This is a genomic window from Paraburkholderia silvatlantica, assembly GCF_003096715.1.
GTDB lineage: Bacteria > Pseudomonadota > Gammaproteobacteria > Burkholderiales > Burkholderiaceae > Paraburkholderia > Paraburkholderia silvatlantica.
In genome coordinates this window covers 177,062-202,381 of sequence record NZ_QEOL01000009.1, presented here as the reverse complement: position 1 = coordinate 202,381, position 25,320 = coordinate 177,062, and the positions used below count along the sequence as shown (strand labels likewise).

Genomic DNA, 25,320 nt, shown 5'->3' with positions numbered 1-25,320 from the left:
TCCTGCCTATGATGTTGGCTTGAGCCGGCTGTCTTGCGAACACACGGCACTCCGAAGCATCCCGTTCTCCATCGTCGCGCGTGAAGCGCTCTCATTTCGCTCGCCGCAGCCCGCGTCCCTTCGCGGTCCACCGCGGTCCCTTTGGCAGCAAACGTATCCGGCCGCGCCGGGCGAAAGCTACATAAGGAGGAGATTGACCATGGCAACCGCTTCCCATCCCTCATTCGATGCCGTCTCGCCAGGCAACGCGGTGGGCGCCTCTTTCGACGCGTACCGTGCCAACACGTCGGCTGCGCTGCGCTTGCTCGTCGGGCAGCAGCAATGGCGCGAGCAGCTGTTGAAGCTGGAGCAGCGCCGCGTCGCGCGTGACCGCGAGGCGGTCGAAGGTCTGCTCGAATCGCTGCGCACCGCGCGCGACTGGACCGACTTCGCGGTCGCCACGCAATCGGTCTGGCGCGACTATCTCGGCGCGAGCACCACGCTCTGGCAAGAAGGTGTCGCGGCGGCGATCCAGGGCGCGAGTACCTGGTCCGACAGTGCGCGCGACTTCACTCAGCAGTGGCAAGAGGCCTGCGCGGGCGCGCAAGCCGGTGCGTCCAGGGCGCCTGGCGCACTGCCGATGCGCGAGTGGATGAACGCCTTCGAACGTGCAATGAGCGGCGCCGCCAACGGCGCCGCTCATCCGGGCAAGGCGGCGGGCGCAGCCCGCGCGCAGGGCGCGAGCGTGGGCGGAGGCCAGCATGGCCACTAAGCGCGTTGCTTTCGTCACGGGCGGCATGGGCGGACTAGGCGAGGCGATCAGCCGGCGCCTGCACGACGCGGGCATGACCGTCGCGGTTTCCTGCTCGGCGGCGAACACGCGCGCCGATGCCTGGCTTGCAGCCGAACGCGCGGCGGGCCGCGACTTCGGCTGCCACCAGATGAACGTCGCCGATTGCGACGCCTGCGAGCGTGCGGCGCAGCAGGCGCTCGACGATCTAGGCCACGTTGACGTGCTCATCAACAATGCGGGCATTACGTGCGACCGCAGCTTCGTGAAGATGTCGAAAGCCGACTGGGATTCCGTGCTGCGCACGGATCTCGACGCGCTCTTTAACGTCACGAAGCCGTTTTTGCCCGGCATGATCGAGCGCGGCTTCGGGCGCATCATCAATATCGGGTCGGTCAACGGCTCGCGCGGCGCTTTCGGGCAGACCAACTATTCGGCGGCGAAAGCGGGCATGCATGGCTTCACGAAGGCGCTCGCACTGGAAGTGGCGAAGAAAGGCGTGACAGTGAACACCGTGTCGCCGGGCTACCTCGCCACGCAAATGGTGGAAGCCGTGCCGAAAGACGTGCTGGATGCGCGCATCCTCCCGCAGATTCCGGTAGGCCGTCTCGGCCAGCCGAACGAGGTCGCGGCATTGGTGGCGTTCCTCTGCTCGGACGACGCCGCGTTCATCACCGGCGCCGATATCGCGATCAACGGCGGCATGCACATGCAATGACCCGCCGCGCTGCGACACAAAAATTTCGCACGCGGAAAAAAAGGGTCTTGCAAACGCGCGAGGCGCCTTCATGTTGGAACGGTAAGCGGCAGCGACCGCGCCGCGCGAGCGGCGCGCTTCGTTACAGGCCATTCTCCGTCGTAAGCCGCAGAGGCGTCATGCATCTGCACCGACTGGCGGGGAATTTAGGAATCCCACGCAATATCGCCATTGCGTGGATACGCAAAACGTTCAGCCCATGGAGGCATCAATGAGCACTATCTCGCGTTACGATCCGTTTTCGATTGAAGGTGTGCCCGATCTGTTTCACGGGCTGTTCCGGCCGGTGCGTGCTGCGGGCGGCGTGCAAGGGCAGGCGGCCAGTATCCGGATCGACGTGACGGAAGACGAGGCCGGTTTCACCGTGAAGGCTGAAATGCCCGGCATCGACCGCAAGGACATCGACGTGAAAATCGATGGCAATCTCGTTTCGATTGCCGCGAAAGTCGAGCGCGGGAGCGAGTTGAAGGAAGGCGAGCGCGTGGTGCGTCGCGAGCGCTATGCGGGCAGCGTGAGCCGCGCGTTCACGCTCGCCGCGGAAATCGACGATGAAAAGGCGAGCGCGCAATACAAGGATGGCGTGCTGACGCTGACGCTACCGAAGCGCGCTGCAGGCGCGAGTAAGCGCCTCGAAATCAACTAAGGCTGAAGAGGGGGGTGAGCGAGCGGTGCGCAAGCTGCACATCGTGCAGTTGCGCACCGCTTTTTTGCTTCAGATACCGCACGTAACACAGCGAAACACGACTGTAGCGAAACTGTACGATTGACTCGCTATGCTGGGGTGACTCAAGCCCACGGCCCTTCGGTCGATTGCTTTTCGGGCATGTGGCCGGAATCGGCGCCCGCGCCTCGACTCCGGCCAACAACTGGAGAGACCTGATGCTCAGCCACCACGAACTAGCGACATTGCTCCTGATCCGTGATACAGATGCGCCGATTCAGATGCTCGATTCCGATTTCCGGGCGCTTCAGCACTACCGTCTCGTCGAAATGGACGAGGCGGGCGGCGACCCCACGCTGCGCCTCACCACCCGAGGTCGCGAACTGCTGCGCCGTCTTACGCACGAAGAGGGGGGCGAACCCGCCATTTGAGCGGCCGCCGCGACCCGGTCTTGTGCAGCAGGGCTGTCAAGAGCGTTTTATCGGGCGCTACGTCCGTTACATCCGTGTAATACGCCGCGGAACACTCTGCGATACAGTGCTGGCTTTTGATTTCACCCACCGCTGTTTTCACACGCAAGAGCCGAGTCATGAACGCCGTCATCAAGCCCGTTGTCCGCCTGTTCGCCCTGATTTCCTGCGCCGCGCTTTTCGCGCCGCTCGCTGCTGTCGCCCAGCCGTATCACCACGAGGTGTGCCACATCGAGCACGTTCACCATCACGCTGAGCGCGTCTGCCACCACGTGCGCTGATATTGCGCCGATTGCGAAGCAGGCTGCAGGAAAACGCCGCACTTTTTGTGCGGCGTTGCTTTTTTTATCTCCTAATTAGGATGGCGAAATAAAGACCGGAAATTTATGCTGCGCCATCCCGTAATTAATTGAAAGAGCGAGGTCACGCGTTATAGCCGCGATACGGACGTGATCCTGGGTGGTATCGGCTATCGGTTCTGAGCGACGGTGACGTAGCCAGCGCAGGCATGCCGTGACCTGGCACGACTTGCCCGCGCGCGAGTCGCGACGTTAGCTACCCTGAGGCGGACGGCCACCACCTGGGCCACCGCCACCACCTGGGCTGCCACCGCCACCAGGGCCACCACCACCACCAGGGCCGCCACCGCCGCCACCGCCTCCCTGCGGTCGATTATTCCCGCCACCGGACGGTCGCCCGCCGCCTTGCCCCTGCGGCCGGCCGCCGCCTTGGCCAGGCGGACGTGCATTTCCTTGGCCAGGCGGCCGGGCATGTCCTTGTCCCGGAGGCCGTGCGTTCCCTTGTCCGGGCGGCCGCGCGTTGTTGTTGGGCGGGCGGTGCCCGCCGCCCTGGTTAGGCGGCCGTGTGCCGCTCGGCGGACGACCGACGGGCGGACGCGGCCGCACGGGCGGCGGCGGCACGGGGCGCGGCCCTGGATGGCGCGCCCAGCGCGATTGATTGGAATACCACGGCCGGTCGCGGTAATGAAGGCCCCAGTACGTACCGAGCGAGAACGTGACGATGGGCAGACCGATGCGTGGGCCATAGCTCATGACCGGCACACGCTGTCCTTGCCATGGATAGCTGATGAAGGTGCCGTAGACCCAGCCTCGCAGACCCGGAAAGCCGATATCGCACCAGCTAAAACCGGCGACGCAGCCCCACACTGTGACGGCCACGCCACCCGGTATCTGGGCGACGATAGGGAAATCGGCGGCCGGCCCGGCGTAGAGATTGACGGTCTGATTCGTGAATGCCTGCGACTGCGCGTGCGCGGGCGGCGACACCACGAATATGCCGGCTAGCGCGGCGAGCACGACACCGAGAAACTGCTTGCGCATTGCTGCCTCCCGCTGGGCGGAACCACCCGGAGATTTATTGAGATAGCAACCGTAACGGTAGCAGATAAGACTTTTTAGGGCGCGTAGAGGTATGTAACGGCTTATTTCGTGCGGGCGCACAATCACCGGTCGGGCGTGACGTCCAGCGTGCGTTCGGCGCGCATTCGGCAAATTGCCGGCGGGGCGCACGCATTGTGCCGCGCTGTGCAAGAATCGCGGCCTCGGTTCGCAAAGAAGAAAACAGGCGGCCGATTCCGTATCAGCAGACGAGGAGCAGACCACCGTGATTCAGCGTATTTCCCAATTCTTTACCGGCGTAGTGCATCGGATCTTGCCGGACCCGCTCATCTTCGCCATTCTCCTCACCGTCGCGACCTTCGTGCTGGCGTTCGCGCTCACGCCGCAGCCGCCCGAAGCGCTCGTCATGATGTGGGGTTCGGGCTTCTGGAACCTGCTCGCGTTCGCGATGCAGATGGTCCTGATTCTCGTGACCGGCCACGCGCTCGCCAGCTCCGGCCCGGTCAAGCGCATGCTGGTCGCGCTGGCGAGTTGCGCGCGCACGCCGGCCCAGGGCGTGATGCTGGTTGCGTTCGTGGGCGCGATTGCCTGCGCGATCAACTGGGGCTTCGGCCTCGTGCTCGGCGCGATGTTCTCGCGCGAAGTAGCGCGGCGGGTGCGCGGCGCGGATTACCGGCTGCTCGTTGCCGCCGCGTACATGGGCTTTCTCACGTGGCACGGCGGCCTTTCCGGCTCGGTGCCGCTTGTCGCGGCCACGAAGGGCAACCCTATGGAAAAGGCCGTCGGCCTGATCCCGGTCTCGCAGACCATCTTCACGGGCTATAACGCGTTCATCACGATCGGCCTGATCGTGCTGCTGCCGATACTCGTGCGTCTCATGATGCCGAAGCCCGAAGATGTCGTCTCGGTCGACCCTGCGCTGCTCGAAGATCCGCCGAGCGTCGAGCGCAAGCTCGGTCCGGGCGCGACCTTCGCCGAGCGCATCGAGGAAAGCCGCGCGCTCTCGCTGCTCGTGGCGGCGCTGTGTTTCGTGTTCCTCGGCTTGCGCTTTCACACGAAGGGCTTCGCGCTCGACATCGACACCGTCAACCTCGTGTTCCTCGCGGCGGGCCTCGTGCTGCACAAAACGCCCATGGCCTACGCGCGCGCCGTGGCGGGCGCCGCAAAGGGCGCCTCGGGCATCATGATCCAGTTCCCCTTCTACGCAGGCATTCAGGCGCTCATGGACCACTCGGGTCTGGCGGGCGTCATCACGAAGTGGTTCGTCGATATCGCGAACGTGCACACGTTTCCGCTGCTCGTGTTTCTCAGCTCGGCGTTGATCAACTTCGCGGTGCCTTCGGGCGGCGGCCATTGGGTCGTGCAGGGGCCGTTCGTGATGCCGGCGGCGCAGGCGCTCGGCGCGGACCTCGGCAAGTCGGCGATGGCGATCGCTTACGGCGAGGCCTGGACCAACATGGCGCAGCCGTTCTGGGCGCTGCCCGCGCTCGCGATCGCTGGCCTTGGCGTGCGCGACATCATGGGTTACTGCGTGACCACGTTGCTGTTTTCGGGCGTGGTATTCGTCGCGGGAATGTATCTCTTCTGAGCCTGAAACGGGCGGCGCCCGCGCGCCGTCCACTCAATTGTGCTTCACGTGCTTCGCCAGATAGTCGCGCAGCACGATCGCGTGATTGCGCTCCGTGTCGTGGGAGCTATAGAGCAGGGTGATGTGCCCGTTCCCGGCCGCTTCGGCGAGCGGCCGCCAGGCGTCGGGATTGGCGTTCAGCTCGGCCAGATAGCGTTTCCTGAATTCGGTCCACTGCTCCGGGTCCTTGTGGAACCATTGGCGCAGTTCGGTGCTCGGCGCCACCTCCTTCAGCCATTCCACGTTCGCGAGCTTTTCCTTGCTCAGTCCGCGCGGCCACAGCCGGTCGACCAGATAGCAGTGGTGTCCATTTTCGGGCAGCGGTTCGTAGACGCGCTGGATATCGATTGCCGGTTTCGTCATCGTCGGCTCCGTTTTAGCGGTTTGCGCGTGGCGGCCCCCGGGTGCCAGCAACGCCTGCACGCGCTCCTGCAGCGCGGGCAGGACCTCGAGTTCGAACCACGGGTGGCGCTTGAACCAGGCCTGATTGCGTGGCGACGGATGCGGCAGCGGCACGAAATCGGGTGCGTAGTCGCGCCAGGCCGCCACCGTTTCGGTGAGCGAGCTACGGCGCTCGCTGCCCAGAAAATAGCGCTGGGCGTACTGGCCGACGAGCAGGGTCAGGCGGACGCCGCGCAACTGCTTGACGAGCCGCGCGTGCCACAGCGGGGCGCATTCCGGGCGCGGCGGGTTATCGCCGCCGCCGCCACGGCCGGGGTAGCAAAAGCCCATCGGCACGAGGGCGACCTGGGCGGCGTCGTAGAACGTTTCACTGTCGATGCCGAGCCACGCGCGCAGGCGTTTGCCGCTCGCGTCGTCCCATGGCACGCCCGAGGCGTGGACCTTCGCGCCCGGCGCCTGGCCGACGATCAGCAGGCTCGCCGTATCGCTCGCCTGCAGCACGGGGCGCGGCCCGAGCGGCAGCGCGTCGGCGCAGGCATGGCAGGCGCGGATTTCGGCGAGCAGCGCGGGAAGCGGGCCCGAGAGCGAAAGCGGCCCGCGCAGCGGATGGACATTCGACACGGCAAGGCGGGAAGGCGTGGCGGGAGTTCCAGTCTACCAAACGCCCTGGCGTGCCGCTGCGACTGGCACGCTGCGTGCCGGCCGCGGCAGGATTCAAACGCGATTCCGGCCCGCTTGAACCACGCCTGAGCCACGCTTGGACCCCATTGCGCGCTGCGTCATTCTCGTGCGGTCATTTACGCTTTTCCTGTAATCTCGCCCGTGGTCTGTCTGGAACGGAGCCGCAATGCCTGCCGAAGCCGAGACGTCAACCCGCACGACCCGCACTGAGCCCCTGCTCGTCGATCTCGCGCTGCAAGGCGGCGGCTCCCATGGCGCATACACATGGGGCGTGCTGGACCGCCTGCTCGAAGAGCCGTGGCTGCAGATCGAAGGCATTTCGGGTACCTCGGCGGGCGCGATGAACGCCGCCGTGCTCGCGAGCGGCCACGCGCTCGGCGGCGCGGCCGGCGCGCGCGAGGCGCTCGAGCGCTTCTGGCGCCGCGTGGCCGACGGCGCGCGCTTCAGCCCGTTCCGGCGCGGCCCCGTCGACATCCTGCTCGGGCGCTGGTCGCTCGATCATTCGCCCGTGTTCGTCGCGCTCGACATGATGGCGCGCGTCGTCTCCCCGTACGACCTGAATCCGGGGCGCGTGAATCCGTTGCGCACGATTCTCGCCGACACCATCGATTTCGACGCATTGCGCCGCTCGCGCATCAAGCTCTTCGTCACGGCCACGCGCGTATCCAACGGTCAGGCGCGCGTGTTCCGCAATGCCGACGTCACGCCCGACGCGCTGCTCGCCTCGGCCTGCCTGCCCACGCTGTTTCAGGCCGTCGAGATAGACGGCGAAGCCTACTGGGACGGCGGTTACGCGGGCAATCCCACGATTACGCCGCTGATTCGCGAGACCGATTCGATCGACACGATTCTCGTGCAGGTGAACCCCGTGGAACGCACGGGCACGCCGCGCTCGGCGCGCGACATCATCAACCGCGTGAACGAGATCGCGTTCAACTCGCCGCTAATCAAGGAGCTGCGCATGATGGCGCTGCTGCACAAGGTCGCCGACGCAGGCAGCGAGGAGGGCCGCCGCTGGGCGCATATGCGCCTGCATCGCGTGCATAGCGCGAAGCTCGTCACGCTGGGCTCGTCGTCGAAGCTCAACGCCGAGTGGTCGTTCATTACGATGCTGCGCGACGAAGGCCGCCGCGCCGCCGATGAGTTCCTCGCGCAGCACGGTGCGCATCTCGGCGAGGCGTCCACGTTCCATTTCGAAGCGCTGCTCGAAGGGGTGCTGCAATGAGCGCGGGCACGCTCGTTATCGGCCTCGGCGGCATGCTCGCGAGTCTCGCGCTGCTGATCTGGCTCGCGTATCGCGGCTGGAGCGTGCTGCTGCTCGCGCCGCTGTGCGCCATGCTCGCCGCGCTCATTTCCGGCGAACCGGTGCTCGCGCATTGGACGCAAACATTCATGTCGAGCACGGGCCGATTTCTTGCCCAGTTCTTTCCGCTCTTCCTGCTCGGCTCGCTGTTCGGCAAGCTGATGGAAGATAGCGGCTCTGTGGATGCCGTGGCGCGCCTCATGATCGACAAGCTCGGCACGCGCCACGCGCTCGTGGCTGTGGTGTTGGGCGGCGCGCTCGTCACCTATGGCGGCGTGAGCCTGTTCGTCGCGTTCTTCGTGCTCGCCCCCATGGCACAGGCGCTGTTTCGCTCCGCCGATATCCCGCGCCGCCTGATGCCCGCTGCGATCATGCTCGGCACGGCGACTTTCACGATGTCGGCGCTGCCCGGCACGCCCGCACTGCAAAACGCCATTCCCATGCCGTTCTTCGGCACGACGCCGTTTGCGGCGCCGGGCCTCGGCGTGATCGCAAGCCTCGTGATGGCGGGCTTCGGCCTCTGGTGGCTCGGGCGCGCGGCGGCGGCGGCGCGGCGCAACGGCGAGGGCTTCGTCGAACCTGACAACGGCGGCGCCGCTGACGAGGCGCGCGGCAAGTCCTCGCTCGTGCGCGAGCGCGCGAGTGTCGCGCAAGCCTTCGATCCCGCCGAGATCGGCAACAGCGCGGCGGCCTCGGACCATGCCGGGCCGCCGTCGCCCTTCGTCGCGCTCGCGCCGCTCGTGGTCGTCGTGGGGATGAACTTTGTGATGAACGTCGTGGTATTCCCGCGCATCGACGCCTCGTATCTCGCCGAGCCGCGCTGGGGCTCGACCACGCTTTCGGCGGTTGCGGGCGTGTGGGGTGTCTCGGTTGCGCTAGCGCTCGGCATTATCGTGCTGGCGGCGCTCAATCGCGGGCGGCTCGGCGCGCTGCGCGAAAGCGTCGATGCGGGCGCCAACGCGTCGGTCTTGCCGGTGCTGAGCGTGGGCAGTCTCGTGGGCTACGGTGCCGTGATCGCCGCATTGCCCGCGTTCGGGGCGGTGCGCGACTGGGTGCTCGGCATCGGCGGCGGACCGCTCGTCTCGCTCGCCGTGGCCACGAACCTGCTCGCCGGGCTCACGGGCTCGGCGTCGGGCGGGTTGACCATCGCGCTCGACGCGCTCGGCGGCACCTACATGCAGCTCGCCGCCCAGCATGGCATCGATCCCGCGTTGCTGCACCGCGTCGCCGTGATGTCGTCGGGCACGCTCGACAGCCTGCCGCACAACGGCGCCGTCGTCACGCTGCTGGCCGTGTGCGGCTCGACGCATCGCGAAAGCTACCGCGACCTCGTGGTGGTGAGCATCGTCGGCGCGCTCATCGCACTCGCCGTGGTGATCGTGCTGGGGTCGCTGTTCGGCAGTTTCTGAGCGTCGCTCCTGCGCGAGATACGCCGCGGGGCAGCGATCCGCCAACGCGCGTAGACTCTCGCGAAGCGGCGGTCCTTCGCAAGGAGGCTTCATGAAATTGCTTGCTGTCCACCCGAGCGGACTGATGTACACGCGCGTGTTCCTGCGGCTCGAGCCGCTGGGTCTCGAATCCGTGGCCGGCACGGCGCGCGAGGCGGGCCACGACGTGCGCCTGCTCGATCTGCAGGTCCAGACGCACCGCGACCTCATGCGCATGGTGCGCGACTGGCAGCCCGAGGCGCTCTGCTTTTCGGGCAACTATCTGGCCAACATTCCCGAGATCATCGACCTCGCGAAGGCCGTGAAGGCCGCGCTGGCCTCGTGTTTCGTCTTCGTGGGGGGGCACAGCGTGTCGTTCACGGCGCACGACTTGCTGCGCCATGCCGAAGGCGCGATCGATTGCGTGTTGCGCGGCGAGGGCGAAGCTTCGGTCAACGAACTGCTCGAAGCGGTGTCGCGCGGCGCCGGTCTGCTCGCGGTGCCCGGCGTCGTGACGAGCCGCGGATCGGGGCCGCCGCCACGCTTCGTCGAGAATCTCGATCCTGTGCGGCCCGCGCGCGACCTGCTGCGCCATCGCCGCAAATATTTCATCGGCACGCTCGATCCTTGCGCCTCCATCGAATTCGCGCGTGGCTGCCCGTGGGACTGCACGTTCTGCAGCGCATGGACATTCTACGGACGCAGCTACCGCACGCGCAGTCCCGAAGTCGTCGTGGACGAACTGGCGGCGCTGCGCGAGCCGGGCGTGTTCATCGTCGACGATGTGGCGTTCGTGCACGCCGAACACGGCATGGCGATCGGCGAGGCGATCAAGCGGCGCGGCATCGACAAGCGCTATTACCTCGAAACGCGCGGCGACGTGCTTCTGCGCAACAAGGACGTGTTCCGCCTGTGGCAGTCCATTGGCCTGAAGTACATGTTCCTCGGTCTGGAGGCGATTGACGAAGAGGGGCTCAAGGCGTTTCGCAAACGGATCAGCCTCGACCGGAATTTCGAGGCGCTCGAGTTCGCGCGTTCGTTGGGAATTACCGTCGCGATCAATCTGATTGCCGATCCGGACTGGGACCGCGAACGCTTCGAGACGATTCGCCAGTGGTGCCTGGAGATTCCCGAGATCGTCAATATCAGCGTGAATACGCCGTATCCGGGCACGGAGAACTGGCAGCGCGAGGCGCGGCGCCTCACGAGCCTCGACTATCGTCTCTATGACATCCAGCACGCCGTCGTGCCGACGAAGCTCCCGTTGCCCGAGTTCTACGCTGAACTCGTGCGCACGCAGCAGGTGCTCAATCGCAAGCACATGGGCTGGACCGCGCTGCGCGGCGCGGCGGGGCAGGCCACGCGCCTGCTGTTGCGCGGCCAGACCAATTTCGTGCGCATGCTGTGGCGCTTTAGCTCGGTGTTCGATCCGCGCCTGCAGATGGCCGACCACGCGCGCGAAGTCCACTACGAGATGACGCCGCCTCCCGGCATGAACGGGGCGTCGCAGGTCGATATGAAAACTGTCTACATTCATGGCCCCACCGGCCGCAAGGGCCGCAAGATCGACGACGCCACGGAGAAGTTCGTCGACGAGACGCGCGTGGGGCTCGGCTGATTGTCTGGCCTGCGCCGTCCTGATGCATACCGGTTGCGCACGCGTCCTGCCGTCGGGATTGGACGCGCACGCGCAGCAGGTTCACAATCCACCGGTTGCATCAAGACGAAAAAGCTATGGAATTGCGCCAGCTACGCTACTTTCTCGCCGTCGCGGAGTATCTGCATTTCAGCGAGGCAGCGGCCTTTCTCGGTATTGCGCAGCCGCCGCTCAGCCAGCAGATCCTCAAGCTCGAAAAGGAAATCGGCACGCGGCTCTTCATTCGCCACTCGCGGCGCGTGGAACTGACCGAGGCCGGGCGGCTCTTTCGGGAGCGCGCGCAACGCCTCATCGACGACGCGGATCTGGCGCTCGCGGAGGCGCAAAACGCGGGGCGCGGCGAGAGCGGGCGGCTCGTGCTCGGCTTCGCGGGCTCCACGGTGTTTCATCCGCTCGTTGCAACCGTGCTGCAACGCTTTCGCAGCGCGTACCCCGGTGTCGTGATCGGATGCGAGGAGAGCAACAGTTCAGTGCTGCTGGATCGCGTGAGCGAGGCGAAGGTGGATGCCGCCTTCGTGCGCCTGCCGCTCGATTGCCGCGGCCTCGCCACGCAGGTGCTCGTGGAAGAGGACGTCCTTGCCGCGCTGCCGCCGCGCCATCGCCTCGCGCGCCGCCGCCGCATCGATCTGGGCGATCTCGCGGGCGACCCGCTGATCCTCTTTCCGCGCCCGATTGGCCCCGATCTCTACGACTCGATCATCAGCGCGTGCCACGCGGCGGGCTTCAATCCCGTGATCAGCATGGAGTCGCCGCAGATTTCCTCGACGGTCAACATGGCGGCGGCGGGCTTCGGCGTCACGCTCATTCCTTCCTCGATGCGCCAGATCCAGGCCAAGGGCGTGACGTACCACGATCTCAAGGGCGGCACGCTGCACACGACCATTGCGCTCGTGCACCGTCCGCGCGAAAAGGCGCCTACGGTTCAGAACTTCACGCGCATCGTGCGCGATGCGTCGCGGCATGCGCCGCAGGGCTGATTCCCCGGCTTCAGGGGCTTATCCATATCTTTTTCGTCTTGATTTTGCGTGACCGCAATATTGGACGTAATAAATCTCGTGTTTTATCGTTCCGCGATCATTGTTTTCTGCAGGAGCCGTTCGCATGTCCAACACGTATTCGAGCGCCGCTCGCGAGCCGCTTGTCGCGTCGTTGCGAGCCGTCGTCGGCCGCCAGCACGTGCTCACCGGCGACGAAGCCACGCGGCGCTACCGCAAGGGCTTTCGCTTCGGCGAGGGCAGGGTGGCGGCGGTCGTGCGGCCCGGCACGCTCGTCGAGCAGTGGCGCGTGCTGCAGGCTTGTGTGGCCGCGAATGCGATCGTCATCTCGCAGGCTTCGAACACGGGCCTGACGGGCGGCTCCACGCCCGACGGCGACGACTACGACCGCGACGTCGTGATTGTGAGCATGACGCGCATGCGCAAGGTCTATGTGATCGATGGCGGCAAGCAGGTGGTTTGCCTGCCGGGCTCGACGCTCGATCAGCTGGAGCAGACGCTCAAGCCGCTCGGGCGCGAGCCGCATTCTGTCATTGGCTCCTCATGCCTCGGCGCTTCGGTCGTGGGCGGCGTATGCAACAACTCGGGCGGCTCGCTCGTGCGGCGCGGCCCGGCCTATACGGAAATGTCCGTGTTTGCACAGGTCGATGCGGCGGGCCGTCTGACCCTCGTGAATCATCTCGGCATCCGGCTAGGCGAGACGCCGGAAGCGGTGCTTGGCCGCCTCGATCGCGGCGAGCTGCCCGAAGCCGATATCCTCCACGACGCGGGCGCGGGTTCCGATCACCGTTACGCAGATCATGTGCGCGACATCGAAGCTCACACGCCTGCGCGCTACAACGCCGACCCGCTTCGTTTGCACGAAGCGGCGGGTTCGGCGGGCAAGGTCATGGTGTTCGCGGTGCGGCTCGACACGTTTCCCATCGAGCGCGGCGCGAAGGTGTTCTACATCGGCACGAACGAGACGGCCGAACTCACTGACCTGCGCCGCGACATGCTCGGCAAGTTCCCGAAGCTGCCGATCGCGGGCGAATACCTGCATCGGGACGCCTTCGATATTGCCGAGCGCTACGGCAAGGACATGTTCCTGCTGATCCAGCATCTCGGCACGCAGCGGCTGCCCGCGCTGTTCGCTTTCAAGAGCCGTTGCGATGCGCTTTTCGAGCGGCTGCCGTTCCTTCCCGCGCATTTCACCGATCGCGTGGCGCAGGCCGCGAGCCGGCTTTTTCCGGGCCATCTGCCCGCGCGGCTCAAGGACTACAGGCAGCGCTACGAACATCATTTGATGCTCAAGGTTTCGGCCGATATGGTCGACGAAACGCGTGCTTATCTGGACACGTTCTTCGGCGTGGCGAGCGGAGACTTTTTCGAATGCACCGACGAAGAAGGCAGCAAGGCGTTTCTCCATCGTTTCGCTGCGGCGGGCGCGGCGGTGCGCTATCGCGCGGTGCATGGCGACGAAGTGGAGGATATCGTCGCGCTGGATATCGCGCTGCGCCGCAATGATCGCGACTGGTTCGAGAAACTGCCCGCGGCGGTGGAGAAACCCATCGCGATCAAGCTCTATTACGGACATTTCTTTTGCCATGTGTTTCACCAGGACTACATCGTCCGCAAGGGCAATGATTGCCTCGCGCTGGAACACGAGATGTGGAAGCTGCTCGACGCGCGCGGGGCCGAGTATCCCGCCGAGCACAATGTCGGCCATCTCTATGTGGCGAAGCCTGCGCTGAAGTCGTTTTACGAAACGCTCGATCCGTGCAACTGCTTCAATCCGGGTATCGGCCATACGTCGAAGTTCGCGCGCTATCGCGAGCCGCAGGCGCAGTGCGACTCGCAGGCCCGGTAAACAAAAAGACGGCGGCGGTATCGAACCGTCGCCGGAAAGGGCATGAACCTTCGCGCTGCGCTGCGCACTTTCCCCCGTATCAGCTCTTCGCCGTCGTTGCGATCCAGCCGTTCTGCGTGCTGATCTGCGTGAGTGCCTTCGCGATCGAGCGGGCCAGCTTGCCGGCATCCGAGGAAAGCGTGTCGCGCTTCGCCTCCGAGGCGCCGTGCAGACCGCCGCCCACCACCGCCGCCGTCGCCACATGGCCGGCCGCCGCGCCCACGCCCGCCGTCTCGGCCATGCCGGGCATATGGCCGCTATCCGCCTTCGTTTCGAAGCTCAGGAGCGGTTGGGGTTCGCCGCCGCCGGCGGGCTGGAACAGCACCGCGATCGTCGCGCCCACTTCGCTCTTGCCCGCGCCGAGGCCGATCAGCATGCGGCGACGGCTGCTGCCCGCGTCCATCGTATCGATGCGGCCTTCCACAATCAGAGCGTTGCGGCCGGCGGGGGCGGGACCGTCCATGCGCACGGCGGGCAGGCCCATTTTCTGAAGTTCGCTCACGAGCTGATCGGCGAGATGCTCGCGCGTTTGCAGTGCGGCCTGTTGTTGCTGCTGCGCCGACGACTCGCCGCTCGTCATCGTCTTGAGCTTGTGCAGCAGGCCGGTGCTGTCGAGCTTCACCTGGTCGGCGGCGGCGTCGAACGTGTAGACGTAGACGACGTCGGCGTGCAGCTGCGGGAGCGGCCCGTTCGTCTGCACGACTGGCGCTGCCGATGCGCAGCCGCTCGCGAAGAGCGCGCCGGCGAGTAACGTGGCGCCCGCGATGCGCCGGGTCTTGTTGACGAGGAAGCTGATGATCGTTTGCATGTCGATGTCCTTTGCCTGAAAGAGTGTCTCGTGTCTGCCGATACTCGCAAATCATTAAGGATGGCGAACTATCGACCAGGGTGCTTCGACGTCTGGGCTCCGGTTGGCTTCTGTTCCGCTGCTCAGGCTCAGGCGCAAGTATGGGGGCAAGGGCGCGCGAAATCCACGCGCAAATTATGTCGCGTCATGTCACGCGTGCGCGGCCGGCAGCGCGCCGTTCTGACTCGACGAGGGACGCGTCAGCGGCAGGCGCACCACGGCTTCGAGGCCGCCGCCTTCGCGGTCGCGGAACGTGAGCGAGCCGCCGTGCAGCCGCGCGATGCGCTCGACGATGGCAAGCCCGAGGCCCGAGCCGCCCGAATGCGTACGGGCGTTCGCGCCGCGGCTGAAGGGCGATTTGAGGCGCTCCAGTTCCTCGGCGCGGATGCCGTTGCCGCGGTCGGCAACGATCACACAGGCGGTGTCGCCGTCGCGCCAGGTGCGAATCGTCAGACCTGTGCGTCCGTAGTTCACGGCGTTCTGCATGAGATTCATCAGCAGACGCATGACGGCGATGGGCCGGAACGCGAACACCGGCAACTCGCCTTCGTCAAACTCGAATTCATGGCCGAGCCCCGCGAAATCGGCGACGAGCTGGCCTGCGAGCGCGTTGAGGTCGCCCGCTTGCGGCGCTTCGCGCTCGCCGCTGCCGGCGTAGTCCATGAATTGCTGGAGAATTGTGTCGATCTGGTCCAGATAGCTCTCGGACGAGGCCACGAGTGCATCGTTGCTGCCGCGCGGCAGGGCCATCGCGATCGCGAGGCGCAGTTTCGTGAGCGGCGTGCGGATGTCATGCGAGACGCCGGCCAGCATCAGTGCGCGCGTGGCCTCGGCCTGCTTCAGCGCTTCGGTCATCTGGTTGAAGGCGCGGCTCACCTGGGCGATTTCGGTCGGACCGTCGGTCGGCAGCGGCGGCGGCGTTTCGCCGGCGCTCACACGCCGTGCCGCGCGCGCGAGCTGGCGCAGCGGCCGGTTGATGTGGCGCTGCAGCAGGTAGCCGGTGAGCGCGGCGAGCAGCGCCAGCACGGCGGAGAGGATCAACGCCGTGGTGATGCCGCTCGCGCGCGCGTCGGCGGTCATCGGCAGGGCGATCCAGACCGGTTCGCCCGCCGCGTGCAGACGGATCCACAGGCGCTCCTGCGCGGCTGCGCCAGCCGCCGCGGGCGCGTCGTGGCTCGCGTCCCAGCGCACTAGCAGCTCGGGCGGCAGATGGCGTTGCAGCGCTTCGACGAACACGTCGCGCTGCCAGGTGCGGAAAAAGTCGACGAGGCTCGGGTGGGTTTCGGCGGGCGTCTCCAGCGTGGGCGGCAGCGCCTTGTGCGCAGCGAGCCGCGCGGCCGCCGCGCGCCCTTCGTCGGGCGGCATGGACGCGAGCGTGGTGTCGAGCAGCTTGACGTAATCGGCGAAGATGATCGAGGCGCGCTCGATGCGCGGGCGCTGCACGAAGTGCAGCAGCACGGCGAGCGAGCAGACCTGCGAGAGCGCGACGAGCGCCACCAGCAGCGCGATGTTGCGCGAGAGCAGCGAGCGCGGCAGGCGCAAGTGCATTACGTTTCGACGCCGGCCACCAGCATGTAGCCGATGCCCCAGACGGTCTTGATGAAGCGCGGCTTGGCCGGATCGTCCTCGACGATCTGGCGCAGGCGCAGGATCTGCACGTCCACGCTGCGGTCGAGCGCGCTGTGGTCGCGCCCGCGCGCGCGGGCGAGCAGATTCTCGCGGCTCACGGCGCGGTTCGGCGACGAGCCGAGCGCGTGAAGCAGCAGCATCTGCGCCGAGTGGACCTCGACGGGCGCGCCGTCGCGGTAGAGCGTTTGTTTGCCAACGTCGAACTGAAAGTCGCCGAAGCGCAGCATTTGCGAGGTGACCGTGGGTTCGCCCGAGGCCATCTTCTGGCGGCGCAGCAAGGCGCGAATGCGCGCGACCAGCTCGTCGGGGAGAAACGGCTTGGCGAGGTAGTCGTCGGCGCCGGTTTCGAGTCCGATCACCTTGTCGGCGGCATCGCCCTTCGCGGTGAGCATGAGGATCGGCAGCGTCTGGCCTTCGGCGCGCAAGCGGCGGCAGACCGCGAGGCCGTCTTCGGGCTCCATCATGAGATCGAGCACGAGCAGGTCGTAGGGCTCGCGCTGGAGCAGGCGGTCGAGGCGCTTGCCGTCGGCGACGGCGCGCACCTCGAAACCCTGGCTCGAGAGAAAGCGCTGCAGCATGTTGCGCAGTTCGGCTTCGTCGTCGAGCACGATGATCCTGTTCGCCTGCTCCATGTGACGCCTCCGGCGTTCAACGGGCTGCTGCGCGCGCTCGCATGAAGTCCTCGATCTGCGCGAGGGTGACGAAGCCGGCCTTCTGCGCGTCGATTTCGTCGAAGTGCTGCGCGACCATCGGCATACCCGCCTGCGCCTGCTCGCGCGTGAGCTTGCCGTCATGCGTCGTGTTCGCGGCGGCGAAACGCCCTTGCAACTGCGCCATCATACGTTCGACGCGTGCGCTGCCGGTGGCGCCTGAACCGCCTGGCAAGGCCTGAGCCGACGCCGGCACGCAAACCGCTGCTGAAACGATACACAAAACGAGGGCGGCGATCATCTTCTTCATGGTGTTCTCCGTGAGGTGGCCGACGTAGCTCGCCGGCCGGTTGATCAAGCGAATGAGGCGGGCGGCTGCGAGTCATGCGAATGCGCAGCCGCCGGTGATGGTTCACGCCCAGTGGGCGGGGATCCACACGCGGCCGACCCAGTGGCCGGGAACCCACACGGCGGGGCGCGGGGCGATGTACACGGCGCGCGGCAGCGGCTGGCCCACATAGACGACCTTGGGTGCCGGAGGCGTCACATAGACGACCTTCGGTGCGGGTGCCGGCGCGACATGGACGGTTTTCGGTGCGGGTGCCGGCGCGACATAGACGGTTTTCGGTGCGGGCGGCGCGACATAAACCGTCTGCGGTACGGGTGCGGGTGCGACGACCACCGTCTTGGGGGCGGGCGGCGGCGGGGCGACATACACCGTGGTGCCGGGCGGCGGCGGCACGACGACGACCGGCGCGGGCGCGGGGGCCGGGGCGCCCACGACGGCGACCGTCGTGCCCGTGGTGGCGACCGTGCCGGCGGTCGAACCCGTGCCATGCACCACCGTCGTGCCGCCTGTGGTGACCGTGCCGCCGTGGACGACGGTCGTTCCGCCGCTCGTGGTCACCACGCCGGTTCCGACGCCCGTGGCGCTGCCCGAGTGGTAGACGCTGCCGCCCTGCGAGCCGGTGACGGTGCCCGACCGGTTGCACGTGTTGCCCGCACAGGTCGTGGACGCCGAGTGCCCGTACGTGTTGCCGTTGCCCGTCGTGACCGTGCCTGTCGACGAGTATTGGCCCGGCGCCGTGCGCGTCACGCTGCCCGAGGTGCTCGCGCTGCGGCCATCGGAGCCGTCGAGCGAGCCGGTGTGCGAGCAGGTGCCGCCCGCGCAACTGGTATTGCCCGAATGCTGGACCGAGCGGCCATTCGGGCCGTAGGCCGTGCCGCTGTTGCTGAACTGGCCCGGCGCGGTGCGCGTGACGGAACCGCTGTTGGTGGCGATGCCGCCCCAGGGACCGGCTACGCCGCCCGCATGCGAGCAGGTGCCGCCGCCGCAGGAACCGTAGTGCGCGCCGTTGTAAGTGCCGTGCGGCGTGTACGCCGTGCCGTGGCCTGACCAGCCGGCGAAGGCGGGGGCGCTGGCGAAGCCGATGAGCGCGGCGGCAACGAGGGGGAGCGTTTTCATCAGAGGTCCTTGCGGTTCGTTTCGGGGGGCACGCTGCGGCGTGTCAGCGGAACGAACTATAGGGCCGGGCTCTGCGCAAGTCGCGTCGTAAACCATGTCGCCGTGTTACACGTCGCGTTGCCTCTGGCGCGCGCTCCCCGCGCGCGCGGCGGGGCAGGCGTATTGGCGTGTTTGGCCCGCCGGGCGCGTGACATATCCCGACATACTTTGCGCGTGGTTTTTCCCGTGGCGCGCCACTACAGTGCCTTTCATCCGACGCGACGCCGGGATGCATCCGTGCAACACGCGTCTTTCTTCACCGCGCAAGACGCGCCTATTGCACACGATCCATCATGCTCACTACAGGAAAACTCGCGTTCTATGTCACGCTGTTCGTCGTTGCCGTTTCGCTGATCGAGGCGTGCGTCCTCACGTTCAGTAAGCGCCGCGAAACAGCGGGAGAGCCCGCTTTCGCCTGGTCTGAGGTTTGGCTTTCGCTCGCCGACCTCGCGGGCCGCAAGCTCTTCGCGCTCCTGCCGCTTTCGCTTGCCACGCCGATTCTCGATTTCGCATGGGAGCATCGCCTCTTCACGCTGGATATCGACACGGTTGCACTCGTGTCGCTGGTCTTCATCGGTCAGGAGTTCTGCTATTACTGGTATCACCGCGCGTCGCACCGCATCCGCTTCTTCTGGGCCACGCATGCCGTGCACCATTCGCCGAACCAGTTGACGCTTTCGTCTGCGTACCGGCTGGGATGGACCGGCAAGCTCACCGGCCCCGCCATGTTCTTCGCGCCGCTCGTGTGGCTCGGCGTGCGGCCCGAAGTCGTGCTCGCCATTCTCTCGCTGAACCTGCTCTATCAGTTCTGGCTGCACAACACGTGGATTCCGAAGCTCGGCTGGCTCGAGTACGTGTTCAACACGCCGTCCAACCACCGCGTGCACCATGCTTCGAACGTCGACTATCTCGATGCAAACTACGGCGGAGTCCTGATCATTTTCGACCGCCTGTTCGGCACTTATGTGCCGGAGCGTGCCGAAGAGCCTTGCCGCTACGGCCTCGTGACGCCCGTTCGCTCGCGCAATCCGTTCGTCGTCGAACTGGAACACTGGGCGACGCTCGCACGCGACGTCGTGACGGCGCAGAACGTCTGGACTGCCGTACGCTACGTTTTCCTGCCGCCTGGCTGGCGCGCGGACGGCGGCGGCGACACCACGGAGAACCTGCGCAAGCAGCGCGCGCTCGCCACGGTACGCGCCGACGCACGGCACGGACGCCCGAGCGCGGGTTGATGGCAGGCCGCACGTCGCGTAACGTGGCGCCAGCGGCGCCCGCACCGGTCGCGGGCCTCATCGAATCAGGTTAGCGAAGGAATGAGAGGAACAAGCGCATGGAAAACGGTATGAACGGTAAAGTCGTCGCGGTGACGGGCGGTTTCGGCAACCTGGGGTTGGTGACGGCGCTATTGCTGGCCGAACGCGGCGCCCGCGTGGCGCTGATCGGCCGGGGTGCAGCCCCCGCAGCGGCGGCGCTGCCCGGCGCGCTCGCGGGCGCGCTGTGCATGGGCGGCGTCGATCTCGTCGACGCGAACGCGGCGCAGACTGCGTTCAGCACGTTGCAGGGCAAGCTCGGCGGGCTCGACGCGCTCGTCAACGTGGCGGGCGCGTTCCGGTGGGAGACGATTGGCGACGGCGACGCGCGCACGTGGGATCTGATGTTCGATTTGAACGTGAAGACGGCGCTCAATGCCTCGAAGGCCGCGCTGCCTCATCTCGTGCAGAGCGGCGCGGGGCGTGTGGTCAACATCGGCGCGGGCGCGGGACTCAAGGCGGGGCTCGGCATGGGCGCGTATTCGGCGTCGAAGGCGGGCGTGGCGCGCTTGACGGAAGCGCTCTCGGAGGAACTGAAGGACAAGGGCGTGACGGTGAATGCGATTCTGCCGAGCATCATCGACACGCCGCAAAACCGCGCCGACATGCCGGACGCCGATTTCACGCGCTGGGTGCAGCCGCGCGAGATCGCGACGGTGATCGCGTTTTTGCTGGGCGCGGACGCGCAGGCGATTACCGGAGCGCTGATTCCCGTGAACGGGCGCGTGTAAGCGGGGCGCCGCGCTCGCGCGCACGGCACACGGGCCGCTTCAATGGAGCGGTCCCGCCGTGATCGCGTGGTGACCGGTTAGTGGCCGTGGCCGCCACCGGCTCCCATGCCACCGCCTTGCCAAGTGCCGCCACCGCCTCCATGCCAGCCGCCGTGCCCCCCGCCGCCGTGCCAACCGCCTCCATGCCCGCCGCCACCGTGCCAACCGTTGCCGTGCCAGCCATGGTGATAGCAGCATCCGCCGCCACCGCCCCAGATGGCGACGCCCCCGTAGCCGCCGCCGAAATAACCGGGGTAGTAGTCGTAACCGTAGGCGTACGGATAGCCCGAGTAGTAGGGGTAGCCGTAGTCATAGCCGTCATATCCCGGGTACCCGGGATAAGGCGCGACCGCGCAGCCTGCGAGCACTGCCGCCGCGCCCAGTGTCGAAATTAGCCGCAACACGATCGTCTCCGCATAGATACAAACGTTTGAAACCGTTTGGCGCAGCCAGGTTCAGACGCAATTGTGTCCGCAGATTACCGCAGGGCCGCCGATGCCGCCGATGCCGGCAGGACGACCGCTTCTAGGCGCGTCGGAAGGCTGCGCGGTCGAACAGCCAGACCGCCACGAGCGTCGCGCCCATCAGGGGAAACACGATGCCGAGCAGTACGAGACCGGTCTTCCAGGCGCGCAGCGGGGGCACAGCGCGCTCGCTTGGCGGCGCGGCGAGCATTGACGCGCCCTTCGCGCGCGCGGGACGGCGCATCCACCACATCACGAAGCCGGTTACCGCAAGCGCGCCAAGGCCCAGCGAGATCGCCGCGCAGATCAGCTGGTTCGCGAGGCCGAAATAGCGGCCCATGTGCAGCGACGTGCCATATGAAATGGCTTGCGAGACTGCGCCGTAATCCTCATAGCGAATGTCCCTGAGCACGGCGCCGCTGTACTGGTCGATATACACCGTGCGCTCCGCTTTCGGATCGGGCGGAAAGTACGAGACCGTGTAGACGCCATCGGGCGTGGCGGGCAGCACGATGTCGTAGCCGCCGCGCACGCCGAGATCGCGCATCTGGGCAACGACCTGAGCGAGCGTCCAGTGTTGCGGCGTGCTGGACGCGTCAGGCGAGTGCGGCACGGGAACCGCGCCGACCGCCCAGGGCACGAGCGGCAGCGGCAGGTCGTCCATCACCATGCCCGGCATCGACGCCATGTTGTGGCCCGCGTGCTCTGCGCTGTGTTCCCGGCGGTCGGCGTGGCCTGCGGGAGGGTTCTCCGCCGCGCCGCTTGCTGCTGCGGCGGCGGCCGGCGCACCCGGCAAGGCCGACTTCAGCGCGAGGCCGCCGCCCCAGGCGCCGCGCGGCGCGCCGAGGCTCGCGCGCGTGGCAAGCGCCTTGAACTGCTTGCCCCACGAGCCCGTCCACGGCAAGCCGCTCAGCACGAACGCGAGCGCGCCCACGGCGAGCCAGATACCGACGCTCGCGTGCACGCTCTTCCAGAATGGCCGTCCGCGCGTGCCGAAGCGAGGCAGCAGGGCGGCTGGCCACGACGCGCCCGCGCCCGGCCACCAGAGCGCAATGCCGGTGGCGAGCATCACGAGCGTCCAGCAGGCGGCCAGTTCCATGAGCAGCTCGCCGGGTTTGCCGAGCAGGAGCTTGCGATGCAGCATGCGGTCGACCTGCATGAAGCGGCGATCGACGTCGAGCGTGCCGAGCACCGCGCCATCATAGGGATTCACGTAGACGCTCTCTTGGGTCCCCGTTTTGGTCCCCGTTTTGGTCCCATCAGGCAGCGCGAAAACGAATTCGGCGCTGCGCGCGGGATCCGACTCGACGTGGGCGCGCAGGGCACGCGCGTCTGGCGGCAGCGCGGTTCGCGCGCGAGCCAGCAGCGCATCCACGGGCAGGCGCGGTGTAGCCGCGGGCGCGACCACCAGCCGATGCGGGTAAAGCAGCGGTTCGATCTGCGGCTGGAAGCAGTAGATCGTCCCCGTAATGGCGAGCACGAGCAGCAAGGGCATGACGAAGAGGCCCGCGTAAAAATGCCAGCGCCACAGCGTGCGGTAGCCGGGCTGCGCCGCGTGGGTGGGCGGTGCACACACCGGGTCGGATATCGTGGACATGGGGTACTCCCTGTCGAGCCGGCACGGCCCGACTACATGGATGATTGAAACGAAAAAGCGCACATGGAAACGAAGGCTGCGAGCGCGCCGCTCAAATGCCGAGCTTCGCTTCGAGGTAGTACGTGCGGCCGGGATACGGGTGATAGACGAAGTAGCGCGCGTCGAACAGGTTGTCGATGCCCACGCCTATCTCGCTCTTCTTCGTCGGCCGGAAGGTGTACTTCACGTCCGCGACCGTGTAGGTGCTCGTGCCGCCGAAGACGTTCGGGTTCGTGTCCGTGTTCGTGAGGGTGTTGTACTGGCGCCCCGAGTAGCGCGCGGCGAGCGTGAGCGCGGAGCGCGCATCGAAGCGCCAGGTTGCGACGAGATTCGCGCGCCACAGCGGAATGCGGTAGAAGGCCTTGCCGACGCTCGCCGGATTCTGCGCGTTCTCCCGTATCTTCGACTGCGTATACGCCACGCTCGCCTCGAGATCGAGCCCGCGCAGGATGACGTCTTCGCCCTGATAGCTCGTTTCCACGCCGCGCGAGCGCACCTTGCCGATGTTCTGGAAGTTCGTGACGTTCGGAATGACCGTCGTATCGGTCTGGCTGAAGATCGTGTTTTTGACGTCGTCCTGAAAGAGCGTCAAGCGAAAGAGGCCGTTCCAGTGCGCCCATTCGGCGCTCAGTTCCTTCGAGAGATCGTCCTCGGGGCGCAGGTTCGGATTGTTGTTGACGATGGACGAGCCGTTCACCTGCCCCTGGAACAACTCGCTCACAGTCGGGAAGCGGTAGGCGCGCGCAATCGATGCACGCAGCGTGAGGTCGTCGGTCACGTCGAACGAGAGCGAGGCCTTCGGCGAGAAGTGATGGTCGCCCACGCTCGCATAAGGCACGTTCACGCTGCCGAGCGCCTGATAGCCGTCGAAGGCGCGCCAGTGCTCGTAGCGCACGCCGTAGACGAGCTTCCAGCGCGGCAGGAAGCGCCAGGCGTCCTGCGCGTAGAGCGCCTGGGTTTCGGTCTTGCCCGCGAAGGCGTTGGCAAAACTGCCCGCGCCGCCGTCGCGCCACGCGAGCGTGTTGTACGTGCGGTTGTCGAGCGCGTAGTTGTCGTAGTGATACCCGAACGTGAGCCAGTGGGCGGCGAGCCCGGCGTCGCGCGCGGCGGGTGTCCACGTCGTCTTGAGGTCGAGCGTCTTCCAGCCGGTGCCGTCGCCGAGTGTCATGACGCCTGGGCCGTTGCCGGGTCCCCCCGCATTCGCCGTACGCGCCACGCTGTTGCTTACGTCGTAGTACGAAGCAATGGCTTCTGCATTCCAGCCGGCGGCCTGATGCGTGCGAAGTGTCGCGCCATACAGCCAGTTTTCGCTCCAGCCGCGGCTCGGTGCGAACGCGGCCGCGGGAAGGGTGTACTCGTAGCCATTGATCGACACCCTGCCGCTGTACACGGGGTTGCCGTTCGCATCGTAAAGGAAGGTCGAGGTGGCGTTGTTATAGGACTGGTGCCAGTAGCCGAGCGTCACGCCGCCTTGCACGGTGGGCGTGAAGTCGTACTGCATGCGCAGCTTGAACTGGTCCTGCACCGTGTGCTGCATGCCTTCGCCGTTCACGCCGGCCACGACCGTGGGCGTGTTCGTCTGGTTGTTATAGAAGTACGCGCCGCGCACGGGCACGTCGCCAGGCTGCGCGGGTTTCGTCGACTGCGCAAGCGTGGCGAACTGCAGCGGCTGGCTCGTGTTCTCCAGGTGATTCACGCCAAGCAGATACGAGAATTGGCCGATACGGTCGCCGATCGACGCGCTCATCTCGCTGCCGTTGAAGTTCTGGTTCACGCCAAAGAGGCTGAAGTGCTGCGTGAACGCCTTCACGTCCGCGTTCGCCTCGAACTGCTTCGGCATGCGCGTGGTGATGAGCACGGTGGCGCCGAGCGAGTTGCCGGGATAGAGCGCGGAATACGGCCCATAGATCACATCCACTTGCTGGATCTGGTCGGGGAACACCATCGACCACCGTGGCGGAAAACTGTAACTGTTGCCGAGCAGGTTCGAGAGCAGCAGGCCGTCGGCATAGACGAGGCCCCGTGCGCTTTGCGTGTTGCTCGTACCGCGCACGGCGATGATCGAGTTCAGGTCGCCCACGTAACGCTTGCGCACGGCGAGATTGGGCAGGTACTTGAGCACGTCCTCGGTGTTCACGACGTTCCAGTTCGCGAACTGCGCGGGCGTGACGGTTTCCACCGTCGCGGGCAGGTTGGCGTCGACGGCGTGCGCCGCGCCGCCGCTAGCGGTGGCACTGACCTTGACGGTGGGCAGCGTGGCGGACGAGGCCGCGTCGGCGGGCTGCGCCTCGGCAGCCTGGGCCGCGTGAACGACGATGGTTGCGACGATGGGTGCTACGAGAGGCAGCGGCAAGACGCGCGGCAGCATGGCGAGCGCGAGGCGCCCGGCGTGCCGCAGCGCGCGCGGCGCTGTGCGTTCGCGCGAGCGAACGCCAGCGCCACGCGTGGTGAGCGTGGACATGAGGTGCATTCCTGAAAACGGGAATCGAACAGCCGCGCGCGGCGTGCGCGC

23 protein-coding genes and 2 pseudogenes are annotated in these 25,320 nt (G+C 66.6%); 13 read left to right on the top strand and 12 right to left on the bottom strand.

From position 1 onward, the window contains the following. Positions 1-199 precede the first annotated feature (199 nt). From C7411_RS14800 to C7411_RS37520, 5 genes are all read left to right on the top strand, one after another. On the top strand, positions 200-751 hold the full coding sequence (locus C7411_RS14800; RefSeq protein ID WP_110385020.1) for a hypothetical protein: 552 nt from the start codon (positions 200-202) through the stop codon (positions 749-751). Beyond that, complete coding sequence (gene phbB, locus C7411_RS14795) at positions 741-1,487, top strand: acetoacetyl-CoA reductase (protein ID WP_110385019.1); 747 nt, start codon at positions 741-743, stop codon at positions 1,485-1,487. Before C7411_RS14800 ends, phbB begins: the two co-directional genes overlap by 11 nt. A gap of 250 nt (positions 1,488-1,737) precedes the next feature. Beyond that, on the top strand, positions 1,738-2,169 hold the full coding sequence (locus C7411_RS14790) for an Hsp20/alpha crystallin family protein (RefSeq protein ID WP_110385018.1): 432 nt from the start codon (positions 1,738-1,740) through the stop codon (positions 2,167-2,169). Between the two features lie 236 nt (positions 2,170-2,405). Further along, on the top strand, positions 2,406-2,618 hold the full coding sequence (locus C7411_RS14785) for a hypothetical protein (protein WP_110385017.1): 213 nt from the start codon (positions 2,406-2,408) through the stop codon (positions 2,616-2,618). Positions 2,619-2,776: 158 nt separating this feature from the next. Next, positions 2,777-2,938, top strand: coding sequence for a hypothetical protein (locus C7411_RS37520; RefSeq protein ID WP_165822809.1), 162 nt, complete (start codon positions 2,777-2,779; stop codon positions 2,936-2,938). A gap of 188 nt (positions 2,939-3,126) precedes the next feature. Here C7411_RS37520 and C7411_RS38145 read toward each other — a convergent pair whose 3' ends face one another. Continuing rightward, positions 3,127-3,429, bottom strand: a complete 303-nt coding sequence (locus C7411_RS38145) for a hypothetical protein (RefSeq protein WP_220025055.1) — start codon at positions 3,427-3,429, stop codon at positions 3,127-3,129. Between the two features lie 325 nt (positions 3,430-3,754). Then, positions 3,755-3,997 (bottom strand): annotated as a pseudogene (locus tag C7411_RS38740) (SH3 domain-containing protein); the annotation flags it as partial. A gap of 283 nt (positions 3,998-4,280) precedes the next feature. Between C7411_RS38740 and C7411_RS14775 the strand changes: the two are divergent. Next, on the top strand, positions 4,281-5,603 hold the full coding sequence (locus C7411_RS14775; protein ID WP_110385016.1) for a TIGR00366 family protein: 1,323 nt from the start codon (positions 4,281-4,283) through the stop codon (positions 5,601-5,603). A gap of 33 nt (positions 5,604-5,636) precedes the next feature. Here C7411_RS14775 and C7411_RS38140 read toward each other — a convergent pair whose 3' ends face one another. Next, the gene (locus tag C7411_RS38140; protein ID WP_165822813.1) at positions 5,637-6,005 is read right to left on the bottom strand and encodes a DUF488 domain-containing protein; all 369 of its coding nucleotides are present in this window, start codon (positions 6,003-6,005) and stop codon (positions 5,637-5,639) included. Between the two features lie 42 nt (positions 6,006-6,047). Beyond that, positions 6,048-6,647 (bottom strand): annotated as a pseudogene (locus C7411_RS38135) (uracil-DNA glycosylase family protein); the annotation flags it as partial. Positions 6,648-6,891: 244 nt separating this feature from the next. On the opposite strand from C7411_RS38135, the gene C7411_RS14765 reads away from it, so the two are divergent. The 5 genes from C7411_RS14765 (at position 6,892) to dld (ending at position 13,956) form a co-directional block, all read left to right on the top strand. Continuing rightward, positions 6,892-7,950, top strand: coding sequence for a patatin-like phospholipase family protein (locus C7411_RS14765; RefSeq protein WP_181431341.1), 1,059 nt, complete (start codon positions 6,892-6,894; stop codon positions 7,948-7,950). Continuing rightward, complete coding sequence (locus C7411_RS14760; protein ID WP_110385014.1) at positions 7,947-9,437, top strand: GntP family permease; 1,491 nt, start codon at positions 7,947-7,949, stop codon at positions 9,435-9,437. Before C7411_RS14765 ends, C7411_RS14760 begins: the two co-directional genes overlap by 4 nt. Positions 9,438-9,528: 91 nt before the next feature. After that, positions 9,529-11,073, top strand: coding sequence for a hopanoid C-3 methylase HpnR (hpnR, locus tag C7411_RS14755; RefSeq protein WP_110385013.1), 1,545 nt, complete (start codon positions 9,529-9,531; stop codon positions 11,071-11,073). Between the two features lie 116 nt (positions 11,074-11,189). Then, positions 11,190-12,089: a LysR family transcriptional regulator gene (locus C7411_RS14750; RefSeq protein WP_110385012.1), complete on the top strand. Its 900-nt coding sequence runs from the start codon at positions 11,190-11,192 to the stop codon at positions 12,087-12,089. 124 nt (positions 12,090-12,213) lie between these two features. Beyond that, positions 12,214-13,956 carry a D-lactate dehydrogenase gene (dld, locus tag C7411_RS14745; protein ID WP_110385011.1) on the top strand — a complete coding sequence of 581 codons (1,743 nt, stop codon included), beginning with the start codon at positions 12,214-12,216 and terminating at the stop codon, positions 13,954-13,956. A gap of 79 nt (positions 13,957-14,035) precedes the next feature. Here the strand turns inward: dld and C7411_RS14740 are convergent, their stop codons facing one another. From C7411_RS14740 to C7411_RS14720, 5 genes are all read right to left on the bottom strand, one after another. Next, positions 14,036-14,803 (bottom strand): DUF4410 domain-containing protein, encoded by a 768-nt coding sequence (locus C7411_RS14740; RefSeq protein WP_110385010.1) that lies wholly within the window; start codon positions 14,801-14,803, stop codon positions 14,036-14,038. Positions 14,804-14,992: 189 nt separating this feature from the next. Continuing rightward, positions 14,993-16,390, bottom strand: coding sequence for an ATP-binding protein (locus C7411_RS14735; RefSeq protein WP_110385009.1), 1,398 nt, complete (start codon positions 16,388-16,390; stop codon positions 14,993-14,995). Beyond that, positions 16,390-17,103, bottom strand: coding sequence for a response regulator (locus C7411_RS14730; protein ID WP_110385008.1), 714 nt, complete (start codon positions 17,101-17,103; stop codon positions 16,390-16,392). The genes C7411_RS14735 and C7411_RS14730 overlap by 1 nt, the downstream gene beginning before the upstream one ends. A gap of 16 nt (positions 17,104-17,119) precedes the next feature. Further along, positions 17,120-17,431, bottom strand: a complete 312-nt coding sequence (locus tag C7411_RS14725; RefSeq protein WP_110385070.1) for an EF-hand domain-containing protein — start codon at positions 17,429-17,431, stop codon at positions 17,120-17,122. 102 nt (positions 17,432-17,533) lie between these two features. Continuing rightward, the gene (locus C7411_RS14720; protein WP_110385007.1) at positions 17,534-18,586 is read right to left on the bottom strand and encodes a hypothetical protein; all 1,053 of its coding nucleotides are present in this window, start codon (positions 18,584-18,586) and stop codon (positions 17,534-17,536) included. A 332-nt stretch (positions 18,587-18,918) separates the two neighbouring features. Here C7411_RS14720 and C7411_RS14715 point away from each other — a divergent pair, with 332 nt between their 5' ends. Both C7411_RS14715 and C7411_RS14710 read left to right on the top strand, forming a co-directional pair. Beyond that, positions 18,919-19,860, top strand: a complete 942-nt coding sequence (locus tag C7411_RS14715) for a sterol desaturase family protein (protein ID WP_110385006.1) — start codon at positions 18,919-18,921, stop codon at positions 19,858-19,860. Between the two features lie 98 nt (positions 19,861-19,958). After that, positions 19,959-20,669, top strand: a complete 711-nt coding sequence (locus tag C7411_RS14710; RefSeq protein ID WP_110385005.1) for an SDR family NAD(P)-dependent oxidoreductase — start codon at positions 19,959-19,961, stop codon at positions 20,667-20,669. Positions 20,670-20,746: 77 nt separating this feature from the next. On the opposite strand, the gene C7411_RS14705 is transcribed toward C7411_RS14710, so the two are convergent. From C7411_RS14705 to C7411_RS14695, 3 genes are all read right to left on the bottom strand, one after another. Further along, positions 20,747-21,112, bottom strand: a complete 366-nt coding sequence (locus C7411_RS14705; RefSeq protein WP_110385004.1) for a hypothetical protein — start codon at positions 21,110-21,112, stop codon at positions 20,747-20,749. A 121-nt stretch (positions 21,113-21,233) separates the two neighbouring features. Then, complete coding sequence (locus tag C7411_RS14700; RefSeq protein WP_110385003.1) at positions 21,234-22,769, bottom strand: PepSY-associated TM helix domain-containing protein; 1,536 nt, start codon at positions 22,767-22,769, stop codon at positions 21,234-21,236. Between the two features lie 91 nt (positions 22,770-22,860). After that, a complete protein-coding gene (locus C7411_RS14695) occupies positions 22,861-25,269 on the bottom strand; it encodes a TonB-dependent receptor (protein ID WP_243413163.1) in 2,409 nt (802 codons plus the stop codon). Positions 25,270-25,320 lie beyond the last annotated feature (51 nt).